Here is a 21,717-nt window from a genome sequence, read left to right as displayed (position 1 = left end):
ACTAGATATCTACCTCAATACCATGCCTTTCTCTGCCGTACTAGTAGAACAATTAATAGCTCAATGTTCCTAACCAATTATATATAATTACCAAGACACTATATGTCATACTAATCTTTTTTCCTTAATATATTTACCACTCTTTATTCTCTCATCCTTTGGCTTCTCAGCATTTTCTGGTATAGCCCAAGTATTCCCAAACTTGATAGCGCCTTCTATACGTCCTTCAAGGCACAAAGTATTGATTCTCCTCTCCTTAATCCCCCACTTTTCTGAAACTTCTGAAATTTTTAAATATCCATTCATAATTCACCTCACATGATACAAAAAGAGACACAGGCTTTCCCATTTTGTAGAAAAGACTGTGTCTAATAATCAATACTGCAACTGGCTGACATTCTACAGTCCCTATAGTTTTGCGTCATATGTTTTCACATACTTTGCCTCAATATCAAGCTAACAACAATTATACACTTTCATTCGCACAATGTCAATATATTTTCAGTAATTCTGCTCATTAACTCGTCATTCTAAACAACTAAGATATATATTTTGCACAAATAAACTATTGATAACAATTTAAAATATCTATAAACCGAGTACAACAGATTTTTAAAATAATCCAATACTTATCGGCCATTTAGTTATCATATTTCTTTATAAGTTTCTCCCACTTCTCCTGGAAGTACTCCACACTCTTATTTCCAAGAATATCATCCTCAGTCAATACCTCTCTAAGCTTCGCCCAGCGAAGTCTGGTCTGCTCTCTCTGATAACGAACCACAGTTCCGCCAACATATTTGACATCTTTAAGCTCAATATCTCTGTCTGTATATGAGTGACGATCTGGTCTTTTAATAACCACATCACCAGTCATAATGTTCTTTGCATATCTTGAATCTGCAGCCACAATATTCATAAACACCGGATCCACACCAAGCTGAGATACAGTCATAGAAGCGTACTTGTCTGAACAGCCAATCTCAATCAAGGCAAAGAACTTCTCCAAATCACTCATCTTTCCCAGGAAAAGATTAAAGAATTTCTGAACGTTAATATCCATTACCTCATTCTTAAGATCAGGACCTTCATGGTTCTTATCCTCGAATGCTTCTCCTTCCATACCGTCCTCCTCAATCATCTGTTCAACTGACATCCTTCCGTCAAGATAATCAAACACTGCTTTGATATCCTTAACAGAGTATTCTGGCTTCACTTCATGAATCATTTCTGGAGTAATAGAATAAATGTCTTTTTCTCTATCCTTTGCAAGTCTCTTTCTTAAATTTAGAATCTGATTAAACTTCTTCTCAACATCCCTGGTTACACCATGCATACCGGCATAGGTAAGAATAAGTGCTTCGGATGAAAGATGCTTAAGAAATGTTGAAAACTGATACTGCTTCTCTCCATCCTCAAGATGAACAGAATCATTGAACGAAAGCAAATTATCAGAAATAACAATCTTGAAATTACTAATAAAATCCTCTTCATCCTGTCCAAACTGGTGCTTACGAGTGCAATGCTTTCCTGTAGTTCTCTCCATCTCCTGAATGGCAAGAATTAAAGTCTCCTGAAATAACTCAATCTTCTCTGCCTTAGTTAATTCAACACTGTAATCAATGCCATCTGCTGCAGGTACGCTATCCCTTATAGCTCTAAGGATTGCTGTTACTCTTGTCATATAATCTGACAAAGACTCCAAGTTACTGTTAAATGTTAATGTTGTACGCATATTCTTTTCCTCCTGCGACTTAAAAAATTTGTCTTGGGAGGAAGCGCACACATCCTCTGGGTATTAAATTGGCTAAAAGAAAAGGCCTCCCTCCCGGTTGCTACCAGGAAGAAAGCCTTCGATTTCCATATTCAGATAAAAAAATAAGACGTGAAAAACGCCCAGTCCTCGCTGGTAAATGTTTTTCACGCCTCTCTTGGGTCATGCCCGTGTATCGTGATGAGCACTAATTCAGTTGTATAGTGTTCTTGTAGCTGCTTAGATGTAAAACCTATCCCCAACAGCATGTTCCAACAGTTTCTTTTCTGTGTACTTCTTAAGCATTAACACACGCTTACAGCATGTACACTTGATGGTTACACTCGGTAACACCGGTGCATCATCGTTTCCTGTAAGAATATATGACATATGCAAACTCTTCTTACAGTTCTTGCAATAAAATGTGATCTCTTGCAACAGAATTCACCTCCAATAAAGATAAATAGTAACGTTCATCTCATCGAGAAAAAAGGGAATTGTCATTCTCGTGCAAATGTAGCCATAGCCGTTGATCTAGCGGCTAATGAAGCGGGTTTTCCGTAAGACACCGAGCCCGTGTCCCCCACTGCAGAATACTCTAGCTGATCCCAAATATTCAATCTTATCGAACACTTGTTCTTTTTGTATAATACTCTGCATTGGAGAATTTTTCAAGTATTATTTTGCACTGCAAAACCTCAAAATCTCTCAAAGTTAGATTTTATGCATATTTCAGCATGAAAAATTTTTTTATTCCAATGTCTTTAGATGACATCGAATTGCAACAAAAAAACCGGTGCACATAAACACAAAGAACTTATTCCTTAAATGTTTATCTGCCCCGGCTAAGTGGTAGCTCGCTATGCGGCCCCTGGTGCTCAAGTAGCATCTATATATTAACTTGCAAATTTCTTTGCAGAAGCTTTGTAAGCTGTTTTGTTGTCAAAATCCCAAAGGACTATTCTCTTGCATACACTACATCCACTCGACTGCATTCCAGTCGCTCCATAAATGTATGCCTTGCCCTTTCCACAATAGGGACATTCAATAATTCCTGTGGATTCTAACTCATTGAGATTTACAATATTATCTACATTCATTAGCATTGCCCTCCTAAATAATCACAAACATCTTGTTTACAATCTCGGTCATTGCATTACTAATTTCTGTAGTAAGCATGTCTGCAAATCTTTCGGAAGAGAAGAACTTAATAAAGTTTTCCTGCATATCTCTAATAGTCTGGTCGTATGTTATATATGGTTCATTGTACTTTTGATCAACCATATTGCGAATAATCTTATTTCCATATGAGAGATTAAATGCAACCTTATCAATAACCATATTGTACTTCTCAGAAGCAGCAAAGTAATGTCTGAAAATCAAGTGTAACTTCTGAATTTTTCTAGCCTTCTCAGGTAATCCATCAAATACCGCCGGATTAATATCCGAAAACGCAAATCTTGTAATATCTTTGTTTGCGTCTAATTCCTCTATAATATAATCCAGTTCGACATCATCTAGATTATCAGCCAAAGTTTTGATAGCTTCGCTTTCATACAATGTAAGGAAATCAGGAATATATTTTTCAAGCACTTTTCTTAACATACCCTTCATATTGATACTAAAATTACCATATACATACGCATTTGTCGTATACCCTAAGCCCACCTGAAGGTTCTCATAATACCTAACTACACTCCTTCCGTGAATCCTACGTGTGTCGGTAATCTGATATCCATTTACAATTGCCTTTTCAGTAGTTAGTGCTGAAACAATTTGGCTGTATTCTGTACTGATAACCCCTTGTATTACACTTATATTGATAGCAGGCGAGCTTGTTTCTTTCACAGTAACAAATAAAGGGGCTTTCATTCCCTTTGGAAGAATTCTCATCTGTGTTTCCATCAGTACTTCGTTAATGAATTCGTACAAACCATCTTGAGTAAACTTGCGTCGTCTTTCATCATTTAAGTCTCTTAATGCAGTCTGTATTGGATCAATTTTTTCTTCCATATATCTGATTGAAAGCCACGTTGAGTCTTGATTTTTGAGACATGTAAGGTATTTCTTAATGCTCTTTTCCATAGTATCAATAGCTCCACAGATATTCTTCGAATAATCCTCTTGTCTTAATTCAACCGTATCGCGCTCTGCTTTATTAATAATATTACTAATCACTCTGTCAGCTTTAGTAAATATTACATAGATTGGAATATCAAGTTTCTGTGCTTTACTTACCCTTGTATTAATTGCCTCACAACAATCAATGATAACCTCATCCTTTTCTTCCAAATTCATTAAAAGTAAAATGCTATCCGGGCTACAATTTAATGCTATATCAAGCGCATCCTTTATAGAATTATTGTCTGCACTAATCTGATTAAGTCCCATGGTGTCTCGCAAACAAAATCTAAGAGGGATTTTATCATCGAACTGTTTTATAAGTTCCTCTCTAGGTCTGCAGGCAACAGTCATATCCTCGATTACTAAACTATATGGTTCAAAAGGATCAAAAAGGCTTTGTAAAATCGCACCTCCATACTTTAGCTCAGCATCATTCTCATCAACAGTGTACTCAAGTATACTGTTAGGGTCATCTATGCAACCAAGGCACTTGTCTAATCTATCAGAAATAAGTTTGCCAATACTATTTAACCAAGCCTGGTATTCCTCTAACAAGATTGGGTTCAACTCACTCCACATATCTTCCATCACAATATTTCTGATCTCTTCTATTGAAACTTTGCGCTTATCCGGTTCTTTCTTCTTCGCTTTTACTCGATTAAGGAAAGGTTCTTCAGCATTCTCAATAGTGAGTAGTGCTGTATTAATTACTAGCTTAAACTGTTCAATAGAAATTTCATCCGCTAGCTTTCCGAGATGATATGAAGCATCAGTAGGTTCAAGAACCATCTGAAATGCTGCTTCATCAATTGAATCAATAGTATCAGCACAATCATAATCATTTGCAGCAAATTGCTTTGCAAGCATCTCCATAACCTTCATATGAATTGGCTTTGTAGAAAATGACTTACTTTTGATTTGGATTGAAAAATCTTCATTTCTCTCTATTCTCGCATCAAACATAAAGTTGCATGGAATTATGGTTGTCTGACACTTATCACCCACACCAACCATGATGAACTTAATCAACTTATGATTTACCAATGCATAAACCAATGTGCTCTTTCCTGACGATGTTGGACCAATGACTACCAACGACTGTGCGGATTTCATTCGCTTATGTGCCTCAGCTGCCATAAGCTTTGTCATTTCACGTTTTCTCATAATGAAAAAACCTCCTTGTAATTTATCATCAGACATGACTATTACAAGGAGGTTATAAAATAAAAAAAACCGTGCGTATGCACGGACTCATCTCATAAATCTCTCGCCGCATACTTGATAAAGGTGGTGTTCCTAAAATCGTGTACTGGTAATGACTTCGACTCAGCGTTTTCGTAGTTCGCATCTTGTAGAGTCACATCTGTAAATATCATTTTATTCCACCACCATTATTTTGTCAACTATTATTTTCCAAGATTGCTTCCTAACGTATTTCAAGAGTTATTGAAATCTCTACTCCGTCTTCAAATACATCTGCACTCCGCCATACACAACCGCCAAATTTAAGCTCTCTACCTCATCTGGTGTTACCCATACTGTAAATGCTGTTGCAATTCCATCAGGCTCTGTCACCTTTTTACCGGAATTATCATATACCTCTGCCACATATACATTTTCTGCATATAAAGTCAAAAGCTCTGTTGCAGGATCCAATGCATATACATCCACGATATCCCCTCGTCTAAGAGAACCATTTACACCATCAGAAAAGTTCTGGGCATCAAAGGATGTTACCTCATAACCTGCTAAATACTTGTCCATCACTTCATCCTTAGAAGCAATATTGCAAGAAAGCACCATCTGGGATTTTTTCATTGAATTCTCAATATAGAATCCATCCTTTGAAAAATCCGAAAGTGATTTGTATGCATTTTCCGGTACTGCTTCAAGTTGTACCTTCACTGTCGTAAAGTACTTTTCAATATCCTTTGATTCCACATAGGTATTAGCAGGCACGTCTTCCTTCATGCAGACAACCGTTGTTTTCAGATCATCCTGAACTGCTTTCTGCTGCATAGCAAGATAGATTGCACATACCACAATACCTGCAAATAAAAGCGGTAAAACAACTACCTTCACTACCGAAAGAATCTTGTTGTCTGCTGCCTTGTCCTTCTTTTCCTTCTTAAGAGATCTCTTTGTCTCTTTTTCCATCTTCTTTTTCTGCTCTTCGCTTATCTTTTTTTCAAACATATAATAGTCTCCTTCCTAATTGTTGATTTCCAAAGTACAATAAATGTCTTTGGTTTTTGTTATCAAATTTCCATTAATAATGCTCTTGATTCCAAATCTTACCCTGCCATAGGCTGATGTTTCTTTTACCACTTCTCCAGTGGGAGTTCTTTCAGAGCCAATCCTTGCAGTCCATGTCCTTTTATAACCGCCATTACCAGAATACTCCGTAGCCTTTACGATATTACCTTCCACCTCATAACAGATAAAGGTATCAAAACCAAAGTTGTAATAGAATCCATCTGTTTCTGATACCGAATCATTCATACAATCCTTAAAGATTGCATAAGATTTATCCTTATCTCTAAATCTTACAACTGGTGTACCTGTAAGCTCATAAGTTTCAAAATAGTACACATCATCTGCTACAAGACTTGCTAAAACTGCATCTGCTAACGAATCATCCACATGATGCTGATGAGTCATAAGCTTACTTACCTGCGCCATATATAAAGTGATAATTGCTACAATCAACACCGTCATGAACATAAACAAATATCCAAAAGCTCCTGTCGCCTGCTTCTTTCTTTTAATCAGTTTCTTCACAATACCACCGCCTTACTGCTTCGCCGTTGTCTGGCGTTTTATCGTAATGGTACTTGGATGAGTCGTATACTTAGATATAGCTCCGGCAAAAGATAAAATATTGTCATCATAGGTTCCACTGATACAAAGATAAATTCTGTCTCCATAATTCACTTCACTGGTTGTGGTTCCCGAAAAACTGATATTGTACAGTCCATAACCTTCAAGCTCTGCCTTAAGTGCTGCCTGATCTGCTGGCTTAAGATATCCTTCTGTCTCCATAATCAGCATGTACTCTCTTGCCACCTGTCTCATTCCCCACTTATCACTGATGCCAGAAAAGGCACCAAAGATAATCACAAGGAATGCACAGACTAAAACCAGATTGATAAACATCACAAGCGTGTTTTCAATGACGGAGGCTTTGCGCTTTTTCTTTAATAACTTCATGCTGCCACCTCCTTAAAATCCAATCTGAAGCTCTAATAACTTCATAACAATGCAATAAAGTATCATGGCTAAGATATCCATAGCGATAAATACTACATAAAGCATTGTCTTCTGCTCAAGTACAATACAACGTCTCTTATTTACACTGACCTGCTCTCTTTCAATGTTACTTTCTAGTGTACGAAGCGCTTCATCTACCTGACCTGTTGACTGCAAGGACTTAATGACAGTACAGAACGAACTAATCTCACCATTGGAAAAGCTCATCTCAAGCTCATAAAGACAGCTATCTAAGGATCTTCCAGAATCAAGCTCACTTCGAAGCTTCATAAGCGCTGTCTTAAGACGCTTATTCTCAACTACGATTACAGAATCCTTAAGTGCATCTGCAATGTACTGACCGCCCCGTTTTCCATAGAGCACGGATCTACTCATTTCCATGATGTCAGGCATCATCTCGTCATTAGATGACTTGTTCTGTAATCTTAAAATCACATCTAAGAAGAACCAGCCAAGTACTCCTGCCACAACTGTTAATGGTTTACCAACAGCTGAATTCATAACTCCACTTATGATAAAGAATGTAATCATTCCAAATGCTGCTGCCATTAAAGCTTTAAACATGTACCACTGACTTACTGTCATCTGATCTTTAAGGAGAACTCCGGCTCCCATCTTCTTAAGCTCAATCTGCTTCTCAGCGACAAACCTTGTTAATACAGATGAACTCTTCACCTTATTGATTGTCTTCTTTGCTTCCTTTGCTGGGGTTGTACCTCTGATGAGATATACAATGCCCTGGGCAAGAGAAAATGCAATGATAAACAATAATGCATATAAAATCTTAATCAATCCATCGTCCTCCTTTCTTACTTGTCTGTCTTAAACATCTTGATACCGACCATCAGATATAAAAGGCCAGTAATCAGAAGTAAAATCTGTCCTACAATTGTTCCTGTCAAACTTCCTGCTACATCAATATCAAGACCCGCTCCAATAATAAGAACGATAACTACCGCCATGATACTGATAACAACAAGTGTCATCTTCATGGAAAACAGAATATTCTTTCTGTCTTCTCGCGCTGATAATCCTGCTGCCACCTGGCTCATCATCTGAGCTAACACCTCTTCATAATTTGCCTGATAATGCATACAGTTTTTTAGGTTTACAATGATGGTCTGCAACTGTCTGTTGTCTACCGACTCTTTCATATAATCAAAAGCAATATCTACATTTCCCGTTGCTTCTGCGTCCATCACAAACTTCTCTGCAATTCGCTTAAGTGGACCAGATAGAGACGGAATCGTATTCTGAAAGATTGTTACGATATCACTGCTACCCTTTGCATGATTAGATAAGATGGATATAAAAATCGCTGTGTTATCCTCAATCTGGTTGTAAGTCTTTCCTGCAAGTGCCATGACAATTCCATAAAGAACTACTGCCTGGGCACAAGCTAAAAAGATACCAACCAATCCATTTTGAAAGAGAATCGTCCCCTCAAAGAAACCTGCAATCGCAGCTAGAATCAGCGCTCCTAAGAACGTTTCGCCATTTGCAAACTTAAATCTGTTCTTAATACCACTGACAAGCATCATTCGATCAAGCTTATACAAAAGGGAATTATTCTCAATGGCACCAAATCTCGTTACGAACTCGGCTTCCGATAACACCTTTGCATCCACATTATCCTTATATTTCTTTACAAGTTTTCCCCAGACATTGTTCTCAACAAATCTCTTATGAACAATAAACATAAAGAGAAATGCAAAGAGAAATATGAGCGCCCAGGGAATCATCTTAACTACTACCTCCACTTGCATCTTCCTCCTTTTCTTCTACTTCTATTGGCACATTTATATCCACATCCCCATAATCTCCTGGGTCTGAGATATCATCGATGTTTGGCTTGTTGCTATCAGGATCACTTGGATCATATAAAACGGTTCCATCTTCGTTATAAAGAATCATAGGCTCGTTCCAGTTGATGTTTGGATCATAAGCTTCTCCGTTATATGCCTTTGCATCAGTATCAGATACATACCTAAAAAGCCCTACACCATTTACAAAGTAATATCCACTGACAAAGTAATCTGGAATCTTAATCGCAATTACATTGCTATGCATAAACTCGTAATCGTAACTTACAAATCTCTCAAAGCTTCCAAAACTATGGATATTGGCCTTTAAGCTAAAATCTTGATAATAAGTTCCTGTGTAAAACTCGCAGGTGTATGTCTTGTCCTTTTTAAGATTAAGAACAGTTCCACCATCCGATACCGAATCCTTATCTACTCTCATATTCCCTACCTTATCAAGGTAAAGCTTTGAGATAACACCAAGCTTTGTAAGCTCCGATGCATCTGACTCCATGTCAATGAAGTACTTGTAATCATCGTCCTCAACATCAGCAAACATCAGATAATAATGTCCTCCCATATCTGCTTGCATATTAGAAATACCAATCGTATATCCGTAATCAGCAAATCGTTCAAAGACAATGGATTCCGGTACCGTCTCATCATGCACGTATAAAAGATAATCTCCTGCCATCACTGTTGGAATCTTTGAATCCGTAGATGTATCAATCCAAATGCTTCTTGGATATTCTGTTACTTCCTCCAGTTCCTTTTTCTTAAAGTTGTAATTCCCAGTAATGCAGGTAAAAAATACATTCTTATCACTGGCCTTCTTAAGATCCTCTTCTATCTTTCCGCCCTCATGATGCCATACATAAGCATTTCCACTTTCAAGATCATTTACATCCTTAAAGCTTGTAGGCTTATCATTTGACAAACCAAGAAGCGTATTAAACATTCCGCATCCAGTTAATGAAAATGCCATTGCTGTAATAAGTGCCAAACTAACAACTCGTTTTCTCATCTCCTACTCCTTTCGCCACAAAAGGATATACAGTCTCAAAAATCAAAGCTTCTCTTTCCTTATCCCAGCCAGCGATTCTGATAATCTCATCTACCATAAAGTTACGAAGATGCACTACATACTCAAAACCCTGTAACTGCTTTAAAGAATCTCTTGTGGAATATCCAGTAGCCTGGCTGATATAATCTGCCATCTTATCTACTGCCATCTCACAACTTTCTCCGTGAACAGAAGTCCAACACTTATGTCCTGTCATAGATGCCTTTGAAAGACCAGCTGCTTCTGAACCTTCCTTTACTTCACCTACAATCACACGGTCAAGGTCAACAAGAAGTGCTGCTCTTGTTAAATCACCAAGCTCATAGCTAATCTTTGAATCACCCTGATTGGTCATTACATGACAACTAAATAAGTCTGGATGCACAAGGTCAAATAACTCTGCATTTTCCTGGCAAATCATCACCGACTCATCAAATGGGATTTCAGCAATCATGGCATTCATAAGAGTTGTCTTACCACTTGCTCCCTTACCGGTAAAAAGAATCCCTTTTGATCGAATCATCTGATTCATAAGGGTATTGAAATCTGTATTATCCTCAGAAAAATACTTCTTAATACCAGAACGATCCAACTTGATAGTTCTGCCGGATGCTCTGTGCTTAAACATTCCAGCCTTTTCAAGATTCTCAAGTGTGTACTTATCCTTTGGAATCTTTCGAATCGCCACTACTGGTTTTCCACCATCCACCAAAAGTCCAGAGATAATCGTGATTCGTAAGATAAAATCATCCTGAGTTGCATCAGTAAAAGTCTGAATCGCATTGGCAGTACCAAGGTTTACCTTGTTTCTTTCAAGAAGCTTTGTAACAAACATCTTGTAAGCTGCATCATCAGCAAAAGTAACTGCTGCCTCTTCTCTCTTACCTGTTCTTTTGGTACGGACTCTACTTGGCCCATAAAGCTTAATATCAGAAATTCCCTTGTCATGAATCAGATCATCAATGATCCCATAACCCCATAACTCTTTCTTAATGAGATCAATCACAAGATCCTTTTCTTCACTGGTAAGCTCGTTACCCTCTTCATCCTGATACTCTGTTAACTGTCTTCTCATGTCTGAAAGAATCTTCTCTCTTGTGACATGTAATCCTTCAATGTTTTTCTTATTGAGATTTGCTAAGATTCCTGCATCCTGTCTCTCATGGAATTCAGTTTCAAGAAGTCTAGCTAAATCTGCGTATTCTTTCATTTCTCTATTCATCTGTTTCCTCCATAATCTCCCCCGCCTCATGGTGGAGGTTGTTTCCTTCATTAATTCCTTTGTAAATAAATACCGAACCAATCGCTACTACGATAACCAACACAAAAGCAACTAACTTAATCAAAAGCTTTCTTTGCTCTGCAGGATCTGCCTGCTGCTGTCGACTTAAGGTCATTTCTTCCTCTTTCTTTAAGACAATGGCCTTTTCCTTTACCTTCTCTACATCCTCTGTTGATACATACTGAAGGGATATAGACGGCTTAAAGAAAAAGCAATACAGATACTTTCCATAAGTCATGTCCTCTGTATAATTACAGCCAATTGCTACTCCCACTAATAGAAGCCCCAAAAAGATAAGAATGCATACTATTCTTGGGGTGTCATAATACAGTGGGAGCAACACATTAACTAGCACTCCTGCAATGACACTTCCGAAAAACACTATTTTTTGCAATATCGTCTGGTTCTTTAAGGCATCGATACCGAATAATGCATCCGAATCAATCTCTTCCAAATTTACATTTCTGTTCATTTGCGCCATAACTAATCTCTCCTTCCTAGAACATTCTTGCAGTGATTGCATCACTACCCTTTACAAGTCCACTGATTACAATTGGTGTGATTGCCATCTGAACGGTAATTAAGATGCACTTATAGATATTCGATGCACCTGCGAGATCAAAATTCACCAAATTCGTACATAACGATACACCCGTTTTTACCGCTACTACCATCAAAGCTCCAGATATGCAGAATCCAAAGAAAGTCTTGATATATGTTACAAGTGATCTTGAAATATCGTGACCTCCAGCTCCAAGTGCAATAGCAATTCCTGCAAATGGCAGAATCATAAGTGGCTTTAAGATTCTCTGGAATCCGCTACTTATGATAGATAAACAACTTGCAACCATAATAAATAGCAATACGATACCGCCAATCAAGAACAACAATGAACATCCGATTGTACTCCAGAACTTTTCAAGCCACTCTCCAGATAGCTCAAAACTTGGTAGTTTCAAGCAATCCTCTATAATCGTTTCCATATCTCCACTTACGGATAATGTGTAACCACTAACTGCAGATAGCTTTCCTGTAATTCCATCTGTGAAATCAATGATGTAACCCATAATGCTCCACATATTCGCTGCGATATATAAGATAATGCAGTATCTTAACGCATCATGCAGAAACCTTTGTGCCTGCTGTCCGGGCGGTGCCGATATGACTGACTTATAAATTGCAATGATAAAAAACACTGTCGCAATTGGTACAGTCGCATCTGCTATTGCATTATAAAATGTGTGCACCGTTGAATATGGTGTTCCTCCTGCTGCCAGTTTAGGACTTGTAGTAAAGAGCGTCATTGCAATCTCCATGAGAGCATTCCAGACGGTAAACGCACAGTTATATAGCGCTTTTACTATGCCTTCCATAAACGTCTCCTTTCTACTACCTGTTAACGAAAAAATCCCAGCTCCTCATAGAAAAGAGCCGGGACCAATTTAGGTAAGTGCTGAAACAAGAGCACTTAATCCTACAAGAACGCCACCAGCTACTACTGAGTAAACAGCCTGATGCTCACCCTGTTGATCCATCTGGCGGAATGCCATAGCAAATTTAATTCCACCATAAACCAACATTACAGCTCCAATTGCACTACCAAGTGTAAGGAGCACAGACTTTAAACTTGTAATAGCCTTTGTATAACTTGTTGCTGCCAAAATCATGTTTCCCATATTTTAGTTCTCCTTTCCTTATTGGTAAGAGCTAATTCCTTAACCCTTTCATTAAGTACTTGGAGCCTGAAAATCGTGATTACAGAAAAACTATAGAATTTTTGCAAAATTTTTTATTTCTTCAATGGCGCAGTCGGTCGGGAACATATTCCGTATTCTTTCTGCGTCATAATCTGCCATAATAAGCTCATATAAAAACCTAATCTGAGCTTTAGAATATCCGTACTGAATAAGGTTTTGTACAGTTTCTGCTCGACTAACATATTTCTTCTTCGCCTCCGCACTGTCATCATTCTTTTCCTTATAAATTGAAAAATCAATAGGAGCTGTAGAGTGCTCATCTATGTATCTCTCATAATTCTCATGAAGCTTCTTTTGCATTTCTTCTGTGAATTTTAAAGTTGTTACAGGAGTATCCATCTTTCCCTCCAAAATCAGGTTTTCAACATCATTCTCCGTCAATCGAAGAATTGTACTACCTGATTCCCTAATTTTCTTTGCCTGTGTAACTGCTTCTTCTCCACTTAAGAAAAACATACTGTTTTCCATCTTAAACTTCTCTCGTTTTTGTCTTGTTCTCTTTGGATCATAAGGATTTGTCTTTCTACAAAGTAACTTCACAAAAGGAGTTTTCTCCATACGGCATTTCGTTTCAAAAAGTGGGTCTGCACCCTTAATGACAATGGCGCACTCACCATCCTTTTTCATCGCAAAAATATCTTCTGCAGATAAAAGAGGCTTTTGCATAACATCCTCTGACCTTGAACTACTTCCCCTGTAATCCTTTGCATCAGAATCACTTGCTTTATGAATCGTCTGGGTACCAAAATGCTTACTTAAGTACTCACAGGAGTCCATATCAGGCGCACCCAAAATATCGATTATGGAACAGTTACCAATAAGGTCCTTATCCATATCAAACTTTGGGAATTTGCGCTTAAGCTGAATTAAGTTTTGCACAATAATAACTGCTGACATATTTCTGCTTCGCATAGTTGATAGCTTCTCGACAAAGGAATCCGGCAAAGTAACATTGGCAAATTCATCCATCAAAAATGTCAAATGATGTGGCAGTGTTTCATGAAGCTTTGGATCAATTGCTGTAAGATGATACAGTTCATCAAAGAATAATGAATAAACCATACTTGGAATCCAGTCATAATATCTCTTATCCTCACTGGTTACGATAAACAGTATTCTCTTTCCAGTTGCTGAATTCTCGCTCTTTCTTGAATAGCCAAAGCTTTCGCTAATCTTGATTTCATCCTCTGATAACAAATCAATTACACATTGCAGTTTCATATATCTACAATGTGCATCAAGAGAAGCTACAATAGAGGATGTTGTCTCCGCTGCACCGTTATAATACTTCTCAATAGCAACATACCCAGGGAAATCGGAATCATGGTTCTTCTTCCACTTAAGCTGTGCTTTCTTTGCAATATCCAATATTCCCCCTGGTCTGTTATCAATCGATCCATCTGCTTTTGTATAGACTGTAGTCGCATTAAGAAGCTTTACAAAGGTTGCCCAGTTTCTTTCTTCCTCTACGATATATTCCTTCATGATGTAAATCAGTGAAGTCAAAAGCACTTCTGCACTCTGCTCGAAGAACTGATCATTACCACCGCCAGCTTCATCCTGTGGAGTTGTCGCTTTCATTAAGATACCTGCAATGGACATAATATCTGACTCGTTTCTAATATATCGGAATGGATTAAAATGAATACTCATTGGCATACCATCCTCTGATTCCACATTCATGACCATTACTTCATAACCGTTATCCTCAAAATACTGTCCTGTCTGCTTATACAATTCTCCCTTTGGATCAGTTACAAGGAAATTCCCACAAAGCTGACTAAGCATCGGACGTGCAAGTCTGAAAGACTTACCAGAACCTGGAGGTCCTACAACAAGCATATTAAGATTTGAGGTTTTCACATTATCAATGGATAGATACACACCCTCTGCTAGCCAGTAGTTCTTGCAATTAACCGTAAGTTTCTCTGATATATTCGCATTTCCGGTTACTACTTCAATCTCATTCTTTGGATCATGGTTTGCAAACTGTCTTGTAAAATCTTTTGCATTTCCCCACTTTGCCACACCATATTCCTGACCTGCAAACGGATGCTCAAATTTTGTTGCCATAATAATGAATGCCATAGAAAACATTACCCAAAAGACCGCAATAAAAGCAGGGGTTGCTTTCGTAAACCCCACTATAAAATTGTGTCTTTGGATAATAAACTCATTGAAGTTCGCCATAAATTCCCACAAATTATTATCTGGCATCCATACAGCGCCACATAGAAATCCAAGATATATACAAAGAACTGAACCAATGCCATACATAATCAATGTTTCCTTAAGTGTTCTTGTATGCTTCTTTATGGAACTTCCACCCGTTTTACCCATAGACTATCTTCTCCTTCCTGCAACCTTTGAAATTGCTTCCTTTGCAGATTCCGATACACTCTTTGCAATGTCTGATCCTGACATTTCCTTCATGGTTCCATCGTGCTTTTGTACCGAATATGTTGCATCATCCTTAATAAAAACATGTGCTGTTTTGTCATTTACAGACTCAATCATCACACCCTTTACAAGCCCCTCTGAAATCTCCATGCACATTACTTCTTCTCCGTCCGGCATAAGCTTTGCAACTGGAACTGCTACAGTAGAATAAAGCGTCTCTTCATATTCCTTTTTATCCTGAACTTTGGCATTATATCCCTTCACAAATTCCTTGGCTTCCTCACTGCTGTACTCCGCTTCTGCCGGCTTTTCTCCTTCAGAAGCCTTCTTAAAATTTGCCTCAAGATACTCCTGATATTTTTTGAAACGTTCCTCAGACTGAACAACTGCAGTTTTTTGTCCATTCTCAAGACCAGCTTCCTTAAGCATGGCTGGAATCTGCTTCTTCCACTGTTCACGGCTTAATCCATAATCAGAGAAAATCTTCACTTCCGAAGATCCTGGCATTCTAACCTTATACTCAGAATAAATATGGCCTGCATCATCCTTACGAAACTCACGCTTAATCATATGAATCTTTTCATCACTGGTAACCTGACTGTAGAAAACCTCACCAGTCTCTGGAATATGGTCTTCATCTCTTACTGGCCACATACAATCATACGGCGTGTATTCACGGACAATACCACACACCTCATCCTGCTCCAATGCTCTCTCTGGATCAGTTGCAAAAAGACAGCCCTCTCCCTGCTTTAAGTACTCAGCAAAATCAATCTCATTCTCATGCTCTGCCTTTTCCTTTGATTCCTTTAAGAGATCTGCATTCTCAGCCTTCGCATCAAGTAACATTGCAAGCTCCTTCTCTGCAGCCTCTCTTTCCGTATCACTTGTAGCATTTGCAATCTTCTCTTTGACCATAACAATCTTGGCATCAATAGCCTTGTCCTTATCCTGTTCATTGTTGATTCGTCTTTCCATAACCGCCTTAATCTGTTCCTTATGAATTCCTACATCCTGAGCTGGAACTGCAACCGGAATATAGTCATCATTCGGATTAAGGTCTGGCATAATACAATATCTCAAATTGTACTTTTCACAATAAAGGTCAAAGTCTGATTTCATAATCTTAGTTCCATCAGAATCAATTCTGATAACCTTTTCTTCAAACATTTCCTTCGGAAACTCTAAAATAGGTGGAACCCCTTTTGATATCTCCTGCATCTTCTTCCAGTCACAGTTTCCTGGCTTGTTCAAATATTTATTGTAATGATGGTCAGTTAAAGCCTTAATCGCCTTTGCAATCAAGGCAACCATTGCTTTACTTCCTTTAAATAGGTAATACACTCCCTTATACTCCATCTCTACTACCTGTGAAATTTCATCTGCCATACTTTCATCTCTCCCTTCTATTTGTTAGGTCTTGCGACCATAATGGCATTCTTTGTGCGCAACTTCTGGTAAACCACGCCACAGCGTTCATTTAATGCTTCCACTGCATTTCCGTTTCCAATATAAATAGCAACATGATAGATTCCCATGTATCTTCCATTACTACTGCCACCATAATAGATTAAATCTCCCGGCAACAAATCCATGGTATCTAATGTCTTTCCTTTTTCGTTTAGAAGCCTTGCTCCCTCTGCAGCTGTTGGTGGATACCTTGTCCCATAACTAATATCTGTTCCGGCTGCATCCCACGCATAATATGCTAAAGAGCTACAATCAAATGCTGTTCCGCTTGTTCTATTCGCCTGACTATATGGACTACCAACTTTACTTAATGCAAATCTGATTACCTTCTCCTGTGTTTCATCACAAGTAATCGCCTCAACAATTTCATCAATATCCTCACTAGACATGGTAGAATTGATATAAACATCCGGCTCCGAAGAAAAGACTGATAGGAACCCTGTAATAGCATCGCTCACTTCTTTTAGTGGCTGTAATACCGAAAAGATAAACATCACAATAATTATTACAATTGTTGCAACCACCATAAAAATTGCAATGTATGGAGCAAGAATTGCTCCAAGCTTTGCTAGTAACGACTTAACCCATCGCATCGGATTTACTAAATCCACTAAGGTCTTCATAAGTCCTGATACTCCATCCGCGAAAGCATTTCCTGTAGACTTATCGGAAGCAAGGTCATTTGCCATATCCTTTTTTGCTCGAAGCATCGTTGCGATGGAAGTCTTTGATGCAGCCTTCTTCTGCTCCTTTGATTTTTCTTTTTTTGCTGTGTCCTGCTTCTTGTTCAGTTCCTTCTGCTTTGTCTCCTTATCAAACTTAGTGTCATCAGAAAAATGTTTATCTGTTTCTTTCGTGAATTCCTTTTCTATTACCTCTTCGCCTCCAAATTTACCTTCTGTAGACTTAGAATTTCCTGCAGAGTTAGAAGAATAACTTGTGCTTGTATCTGCAAATGAGCCAGTCGAACTCGAAACATTTCCAACTGTTGATCTGGATGAACTAGCAACAGTTTCTGATTTGGAATAAGAAGAACCTCTGGTAATCATCTCTGGATCTGATGGATTGATTGATTCCTTCTTAAGAGCCTTTTTCTTTTCTTTGATTTCATGAAGTATCTGCTTTTGTTCTTCTACTGAGCGTTTATTCTTATCAGCCGATAACCTCACTGCCTTTTCTGCCATCTCATCTAACGAAGCAGAGGCAGCTTCATTACTATCAGTAGTAAATCTAGCTACCTCATCAACCACAAATCTTTTCATGTCATCTGTAAAATTGTTCTTTGACTTAAAGGCAACCTGGCTACTCTTAAACTCCATAGCTGCCACCTCCGTCAGTGTTTACAATTCTATAGATTTCACTATTCTTATCCATTCTCATATCAAATGGTACGGTTACAGCCCCCATCTTAAGAAGTCCAGTACCACTTGCTGCATTATCAACAAAGTTAAACATTGCAGGACTGATACTTGGTAAAAACTGCATCAGCTTATTTTTATCAAGCGTTGACTGGCTAAGAAGCGCAAAGTACTCCGTGTTAGAAAGAATCGCCTGAAGCTTACCGCCATTATCATTGTTCAGTAAATCTGACATATTCTGAGTAATACCATTTAAGATACCGGACATTTTTCTGATTTCCTTCCACAGCTTAAGTACAAAGGAAGCCACTTGTTCCACCGCTAAAAGCTCATGAAATTCGTCAATATAAAGGTGTGTCCAACGTCCTTCTTTCGCATTTTCCTTGATTTTATTTCTTACAGTCTCCATCATAATAAGCATCGCAGTGATACGAAGATTATCCTTAAGACCAGATAAATCAAATACGATAAATCTATTGCTTAGATCCACATTTGTTCTGTGATTAAACAGATTAAGTGAACCATTTACAAAGATTTCCATAGCCGCTGCTAAATGAACTGCCAGATTGCTTCCCTCATCCAAAAGCCCCTGATACACATCCTGTAAGGTGGGCGAATAAGCTCTAACCTGTTCCTCATTGCTCATATTTGTTTCTGCAGTAATTACAACAGAATCGCTTCGCATATATCCTGGCACGCTATATTCTGATTCTTCCTCAGATATACCATTGAGTCTTTTTCTCATGGCATAATTTTCTGAATAAACCTTTTCAATAACGCTATCTACGATTCCCTGCTCTTCCGGAAGCATATCCCTTTTTAAGCAGCTCGATAATAACGACAAAATAAAATCCGCTTTATCAGAGATAATCTCTCTAAGTCGCCCATAATCAACTCCTTCAAAATCCACATCCATAGGATTCACATAAGCCTCCTTGGTGCTATCAAAGGAAATAACTGTACCATCCGTTTCGTCAGCTAACCCATTATATTCAAGCTGTGGAGCCACGATAAGAATCTGATCATTCTCGTAATTGGTATACGTGCAGATAATCTCCGATTTTGCAAATACTGACTTACCAGAACCTGACTGTCCTAAGATAAGACCGTTATGATTCTTAAGCTTCTTTTTATCCGCAAATATCACATTTTGAGACAATTGATTCACACCATAATAAATGCCACCAATATCATTAAGTTCCTGCGTCTTATATGGCATTAACATTGCAAGACAACTTGAAGAAAGATTCACTACCCTTTTAAATTCCTGAATGCCAAGTGGCAAAACAGAATTAAGTCCTTCTCTTTGCTTTCCAAAACAGCTTTTAAGCTTTAATGACTTAAGTGAGGCTGCATTCATAAGCTTTTCTTCAATTCTTGCAAGTTCTTCCATATCGTCTGCAATAATAAGTACCATCATTGTAGAGTTAAAATAATGGTCATCATTGGTATCAAGTTCCTTTGAAAACTGATCCAACTTTTCCTTCTCGTTTAAGAGCTTCTGGCTAGCATCCGCAAGATAGTCGTTATTATTACGATTTCTCTGCTTCTCGTTTTCAATTTTCATACCAACACCCATATACTTTCTTGCTATCTCTTGCTTAAAGCCCGAAATATCAAGAAGCTCATTATTAACGGTTACATAGCTTGTGCAGTTCATCTTACTAAGTGCCGATATAATGTCACTCTCTAAGCTCTTTGGATATTCATGAATATAAAACACCTTGCCGACCTGTCCATTCATTACAAAATGCTCATTTTCAAAACGTACACTTGCTGGAGACAAGATATTAACCCAATCATGCTTAGCGGCTAATTCTCTGTCAAAATCAAATTCATATTCTGTCTCAATTCCAATATGGGTAAGATTAAATAAAAGCTGCATCCTCTCATTGATACCTACTGTTCTCATGACTGAGCCCTGGATACCATTTACACCAATACCAACAAAAGCACTTCTAACCGCACTCTCAATGGAACTAAATGTTCCTTTTGCATCAGCCATATCCTCTGCCATGATAGTAAGTGTCAAATAAATCGTCTGATACAGCCCTTGCTTTGCATCGCTTACCTTATCCTTAATAATCTTGTTATAACTTTTTCTTAAACCGTCATACTTATCGTGTTTCATGCTATACAAAATCTTTTCATGAAACTTTTTCTCGTCTACATGTTCATTGGCTACAGAATATGAAAATCTACACGGAATTGTCTTAAGCACCTTTGAGAAGTTTATGATAATAGCTTTCTGCTCTTCATCCGTAACTCCCGCAAAGTTAATATCGCTGAGTACATAAAGCTTTGAAAACCTTCTCGCCGGAAGTTCAAATATACCGCTGTCATCGATGCTAAGAATTGAAAAAATATCCTGTACCGATGACATTTCCTTTATAAGCGGTTCATCCGGAACCTTTGTCTGCTCATACTTCGACTTTGGCATTTTCACGACTTTCACCTCCAAACACTACCGATAAAACATTTACATCTACATTTCTCATTACCTTCGCATCAACAATTCCAAAGCTCAGCAGACTATGATATACCTGCTTCTGATTTGCAAATGCCGGTGCCATACAAAATCCATATCCTTCAAAAACAGACACAAAGGTTTGTTCCACGATCTTTCTTGCATCGTCCGAATCACAAATAATTGCAAGAATCATAGATGTATTCACATAATCCTCTGCTCCATTCACAGATAATCTTCTGTTATATCTCTTTTCCAGATTTCTATTGAAATCGCTTTGCTCTTCGACAGATAAAGCGTTCATGTCAATTCCAAAAAAGAATTCACATCCTAATTCCTTTAATCTTTTTATGAGATCTGCCTGAGTGGCAGTTGGCATTGCCAAAGTAATAAATCCTTCTCCGTAATACCTTCCAGTAGTAAACGAATCATCACTCTCTGTTACCTTAGCAAAGCATTCCTTCTCCCAATCCTTGTTTCCACGCACATAGGAAGCATATGAAAACCTCGTATCTATAAAGAAATTCTCTGCCACTGTGTTCATGACCTCATCAACCGACATCTGTTTAAGCACCCCGATAGTTCTTAAAAATTCTTCATCGTGCTTAAATTTCTGTCTTACTTCCTCATAGATTTCTCCGGTTTCCATAAGAGAAATGTGGCAGGTTTCCCTGCCACCACTTCCGCTCATGTGCATGGTAATTCGCATCCTTCCGTGAAGCTTTAGGCTCATTTTTGCCATATGACATAAGGTGTCTTCCGTTGCCACAAATACTCTAAGCCAGCGATTATTTACAAATCGAAATGTCCCTTCTGGGTCAAATGAAATGATTCCAAGTGACTGATTTGTTTTTTTACTCACTGGAATGAGCATTTTGTTGGCCTGCTCTATTTGACGTTTTTTCTCTTTTTGAAGCCTTTTTTCTTCTCTTAGGATTGCTTTTTTACCTGCGTTTTTTCCCATGAGTCCT

General features: G+C 38.1%; 20 protein-coding genes and 1 riboswitch. All 20 genes read right to left on the bottom strand.

What is annotated here, in order from left to right:
- Window positions 1-105: 105 nt before the first annotated feature.
- The 20 genes from BIV20_RS16560 to BIV20_RS16465 all read right to left on the bottom strand — a co-directional run bounded on the left by BIV20_RS16560 (window position 106) and on the right by BIV20_RS16465 (window position 21,710).
- Entirely contained in the window at window positions 106-306 is a 201-nt protein-coding gene (locus tag BIV20_RS16560) for a DNA-binding protein (protein ID WP_075721753.1), read from the bottom strand.
- 73 nt (window positions 307-379) lie between these two features.
- A riboswitch (cyclic di-GMP riboswitch) is annotated at window positions 380-455 on the bottom strand.
- A 185-nt stretch (window positions 456-640) separates the two neighbouring features.
- Window positions 641-1,735, bottom strand: a complete 1,095-nt coding sequence (locus BIV20_RS16555) for a hypothetical protein (RefSeq protein WP_075721754.1) — start codon at window positions 1,733-1,735, stop codon at window positions 641-643.
- Between the two features lie 258 nt (window positions 1,736-1,993).
- Window positions 1,994-2,143: a hypothetical protein gene (locus BIV20_RS16550; RefSeq protein ID WP_242939873.1), complete on the bottom strand. Its 150-nt coding sequence runs from the start codon at window positions 2,141-2,143 to the stop codon at window positions 1,994-1,996.
- Between the two features lie 506 nt (window positions 2,144-2,649).
- Entirely contained in the window at window positions 2,650-2,853 is a 204-nt protein-coding gene (locus tag BIV20_RS16545; protein ID WP_075721756.1) for a hypothetical protein, read from the bottom strand.
- Between the two features lie 13 nt (window positions 2,854-2,866).
- On the bottom strand, window positions 2,867-5,041 hold the full coding sequence (locus BIV20_RS16540) for a hypothetical protein (protein ID WP_075721757.1): 2,175 nt from the start codon (window positions 5,039-5,041) through the stop codon (window positions 2,867-2,869).
- 291 nt (window positions 5,042-5,332) lie between these two features.
- Complete coding sequence (locus tag BIV20_RS16535; protein WP_075721758.1) at window positions 5,333-6,073, bottom strand: hypothetical protein; 741 nt, start codon at window positions 6,071-6,073, stop codon at window positions 5,333-5,335.
- 15 nt (window positions 6,074-6,088) lie between these two features.
- The gene (locus BIV20_RS16530; RefSeq protein WP_075721759.1) at window positions 6,089-6,658 is read right to left on the bottom strand and encodes a hypothetical protein; all 570 of its coding nucleotides are present in this window, start codon (window positions 6,656-6,658) and stop codon (window positions 6,089-6,091) included.
- A gap of 12 nt (window positions 6,659-6,670) precedes the next feature.
- Window positions 6,671-7,087, bottom strand: a complete 417-nt coding sequence (locus tag BIV20_RS16525) for a hypothetical protein (protein ID WP_075721760.1) — start codon at window positions 7,085-7,087, stop codon at window positions 6,671-6,673.
- Window positions 7,088-7,099: 12 nt separating this feature from the next.
- On the bottom strand, window positions 7,100-7,939 hold the full coding sequence (locus BIV20_RS16520) for a type II secretion system F family protein (RefSeq protein ID WP_075721761.1): 840 nt from the start codon (window positions 7,937-7,939) through the stop codon (window positions 7,100-7,102).
- Between the two features lie 17 nt (window positions 7,940-7,956).
- Window positions 7,957-8,907, bottom strand: coding sequence for a hypothetical protein (locus tag BIV20_RS16515; RefSeq protein WP_143524572.1), 951 nt, complete (start codon window positions 8,905-8,907; stop codon window positions 7,957-7,959).
- Window positions 8,891-9,973, bottom strand: a complete 1,083-nt coding sequence (locus BIV20_RS16510) for a hypothetical protein (protein ID WP_075721763.1) — start codon at window positions 9,971-9,973, stop codon at window positions 8,891-8,893. Before BIV20_RS16510 ends, BIV20_RS16515 begins: the two co-directional genes overlap by 17 nt.
- A complete protein-coding gene (locus BIV20_RS16505; protein WP_075721764.1) occupies window positions 9,954-11,234 on the bottom strand; it encodes an ATPase, T2SS/T4P/T4SS family in 1,281 nt (426 codons plus the stop codon). The genes BIV20_RS16510 and BIV20_RS16505 overlap by 20 nt, the downstream gene beginning before the upstream one ends.
- Entirely contained in the window at window positions 11,227-11,775 is a 549-nt protein-coding gene (locus tag BIV20_RS16500; protein ID WP_075721765.1) for a hypothetical protein, read from the bottom strand. Before BIV20_RS16500 ends, BIV20_RS16505 begins: the two co-directional genes overlap by 8 nt.
- Before the next feature lie 16 nt (window positions 11,776-11,791).
- Window positions 11,792-12,667, bottom strand: coding sequence for a hypothetical protein (locus tag BIV20_RS16495; protein WP_075721766.1), 876 nt, complete (start codon window positions 12,665-12,667; stop codon window positions 11,792-11,794).
- Between the two features lie 69 nt (window positions 12,668-12,736).
- The gene (locus tag BIV20_RS16490; RefSeq protein WP_075721767.1) at window positions 12,737-12,970 is read right to left on the bottom strand and encodes a hypothetical protein; all 234 of its coding nucleotides are present in this window, start codon (window positions 12,968-12,970) and stop codon (window positions 12,737-12,739) included.
- A 90-nt stretch (window positions 12,971-13,060) separates the two neighbouring features.
- On the bottom strand, window positions 13,061-15,391 hold the full coding sequence (locus tag BIV20_RS16485) for a VirD4-like conjugal transfer protein, CD1115 family (RefSeq protein ID WP_075721768.1): 2,331 nt from the start codon (window positions 15,389-15,391) through the stop codon (window positions 13,061-13,063).
- A 3-nt stretch (window positions 15,392-15,394) separates the two neighbouring features.
- On the bottom strand, window positions 15,395-16,840 hold the full coding sequence (locus BIV20_RS16480) for a hypothetical protein (protein ID WP_075721769.1): 1,446 nt from the start codon (window positions 16,838-16,840) through the stop codon (window positions 15,395-15,397).
- Between the two features lie 17 nt (window positions 16,841-16,857).
- The gene (locus BIV20_RS16475) at window positions 16,858-18,240 is read right to left on the bottom strand and encodes a C40 family peptidase (protein WP_075721770.1); all 1,383 of its coding nucleotides are present in this window, start codon (window positions 18,238-18,240) and stop codon (window positions 16,858-16,860) included.
- Window positions 18,230-20,719 carry a VirB4-like conjugal transfer ATPase, CD1110 family gene (locus BIV20_RS16470; protein ID WP_242939885.1) on the bottom strand — a complete coding sequence of 830 codons (2,490 nt, stop codon included), beginning with the start codon at window positions 20,717-20,719 and terminating at the stop codon, window positions 18,230-18,232. The genes BIV20_RS16475 and BIV20_RS16470 overlap by 11 nt, the downstream gene beginning before the upstream one ends.
- Complete coding sequence (locus BIV20_RS16465) at window positions 20,700-21,710, bottom strand: hypothetical protein (protein WP_075721772.1); 1,011 nt, start codon at window positions 21,708-21,710, stop codon at window positions 20,700-20,702. The genes BIV20_RS16470 and BIV20_RS16465 overlap by 20 nt, the downstream gene beginning before the upstream one ends.
- Window positions 21,711-21,717 lie beyond the last annotated feature (7 nt).

The organism is Roseburia sp. 499 (genome assembly GCF_001940225.2).
GTDB lineage: Bacteria > Bacillota > Clostridia > Lachnospirales > Lachnospiraceae > Petralouisia.
This window is presented reverse-complemented; position numbering and strand designations above follow the sequence as displayed.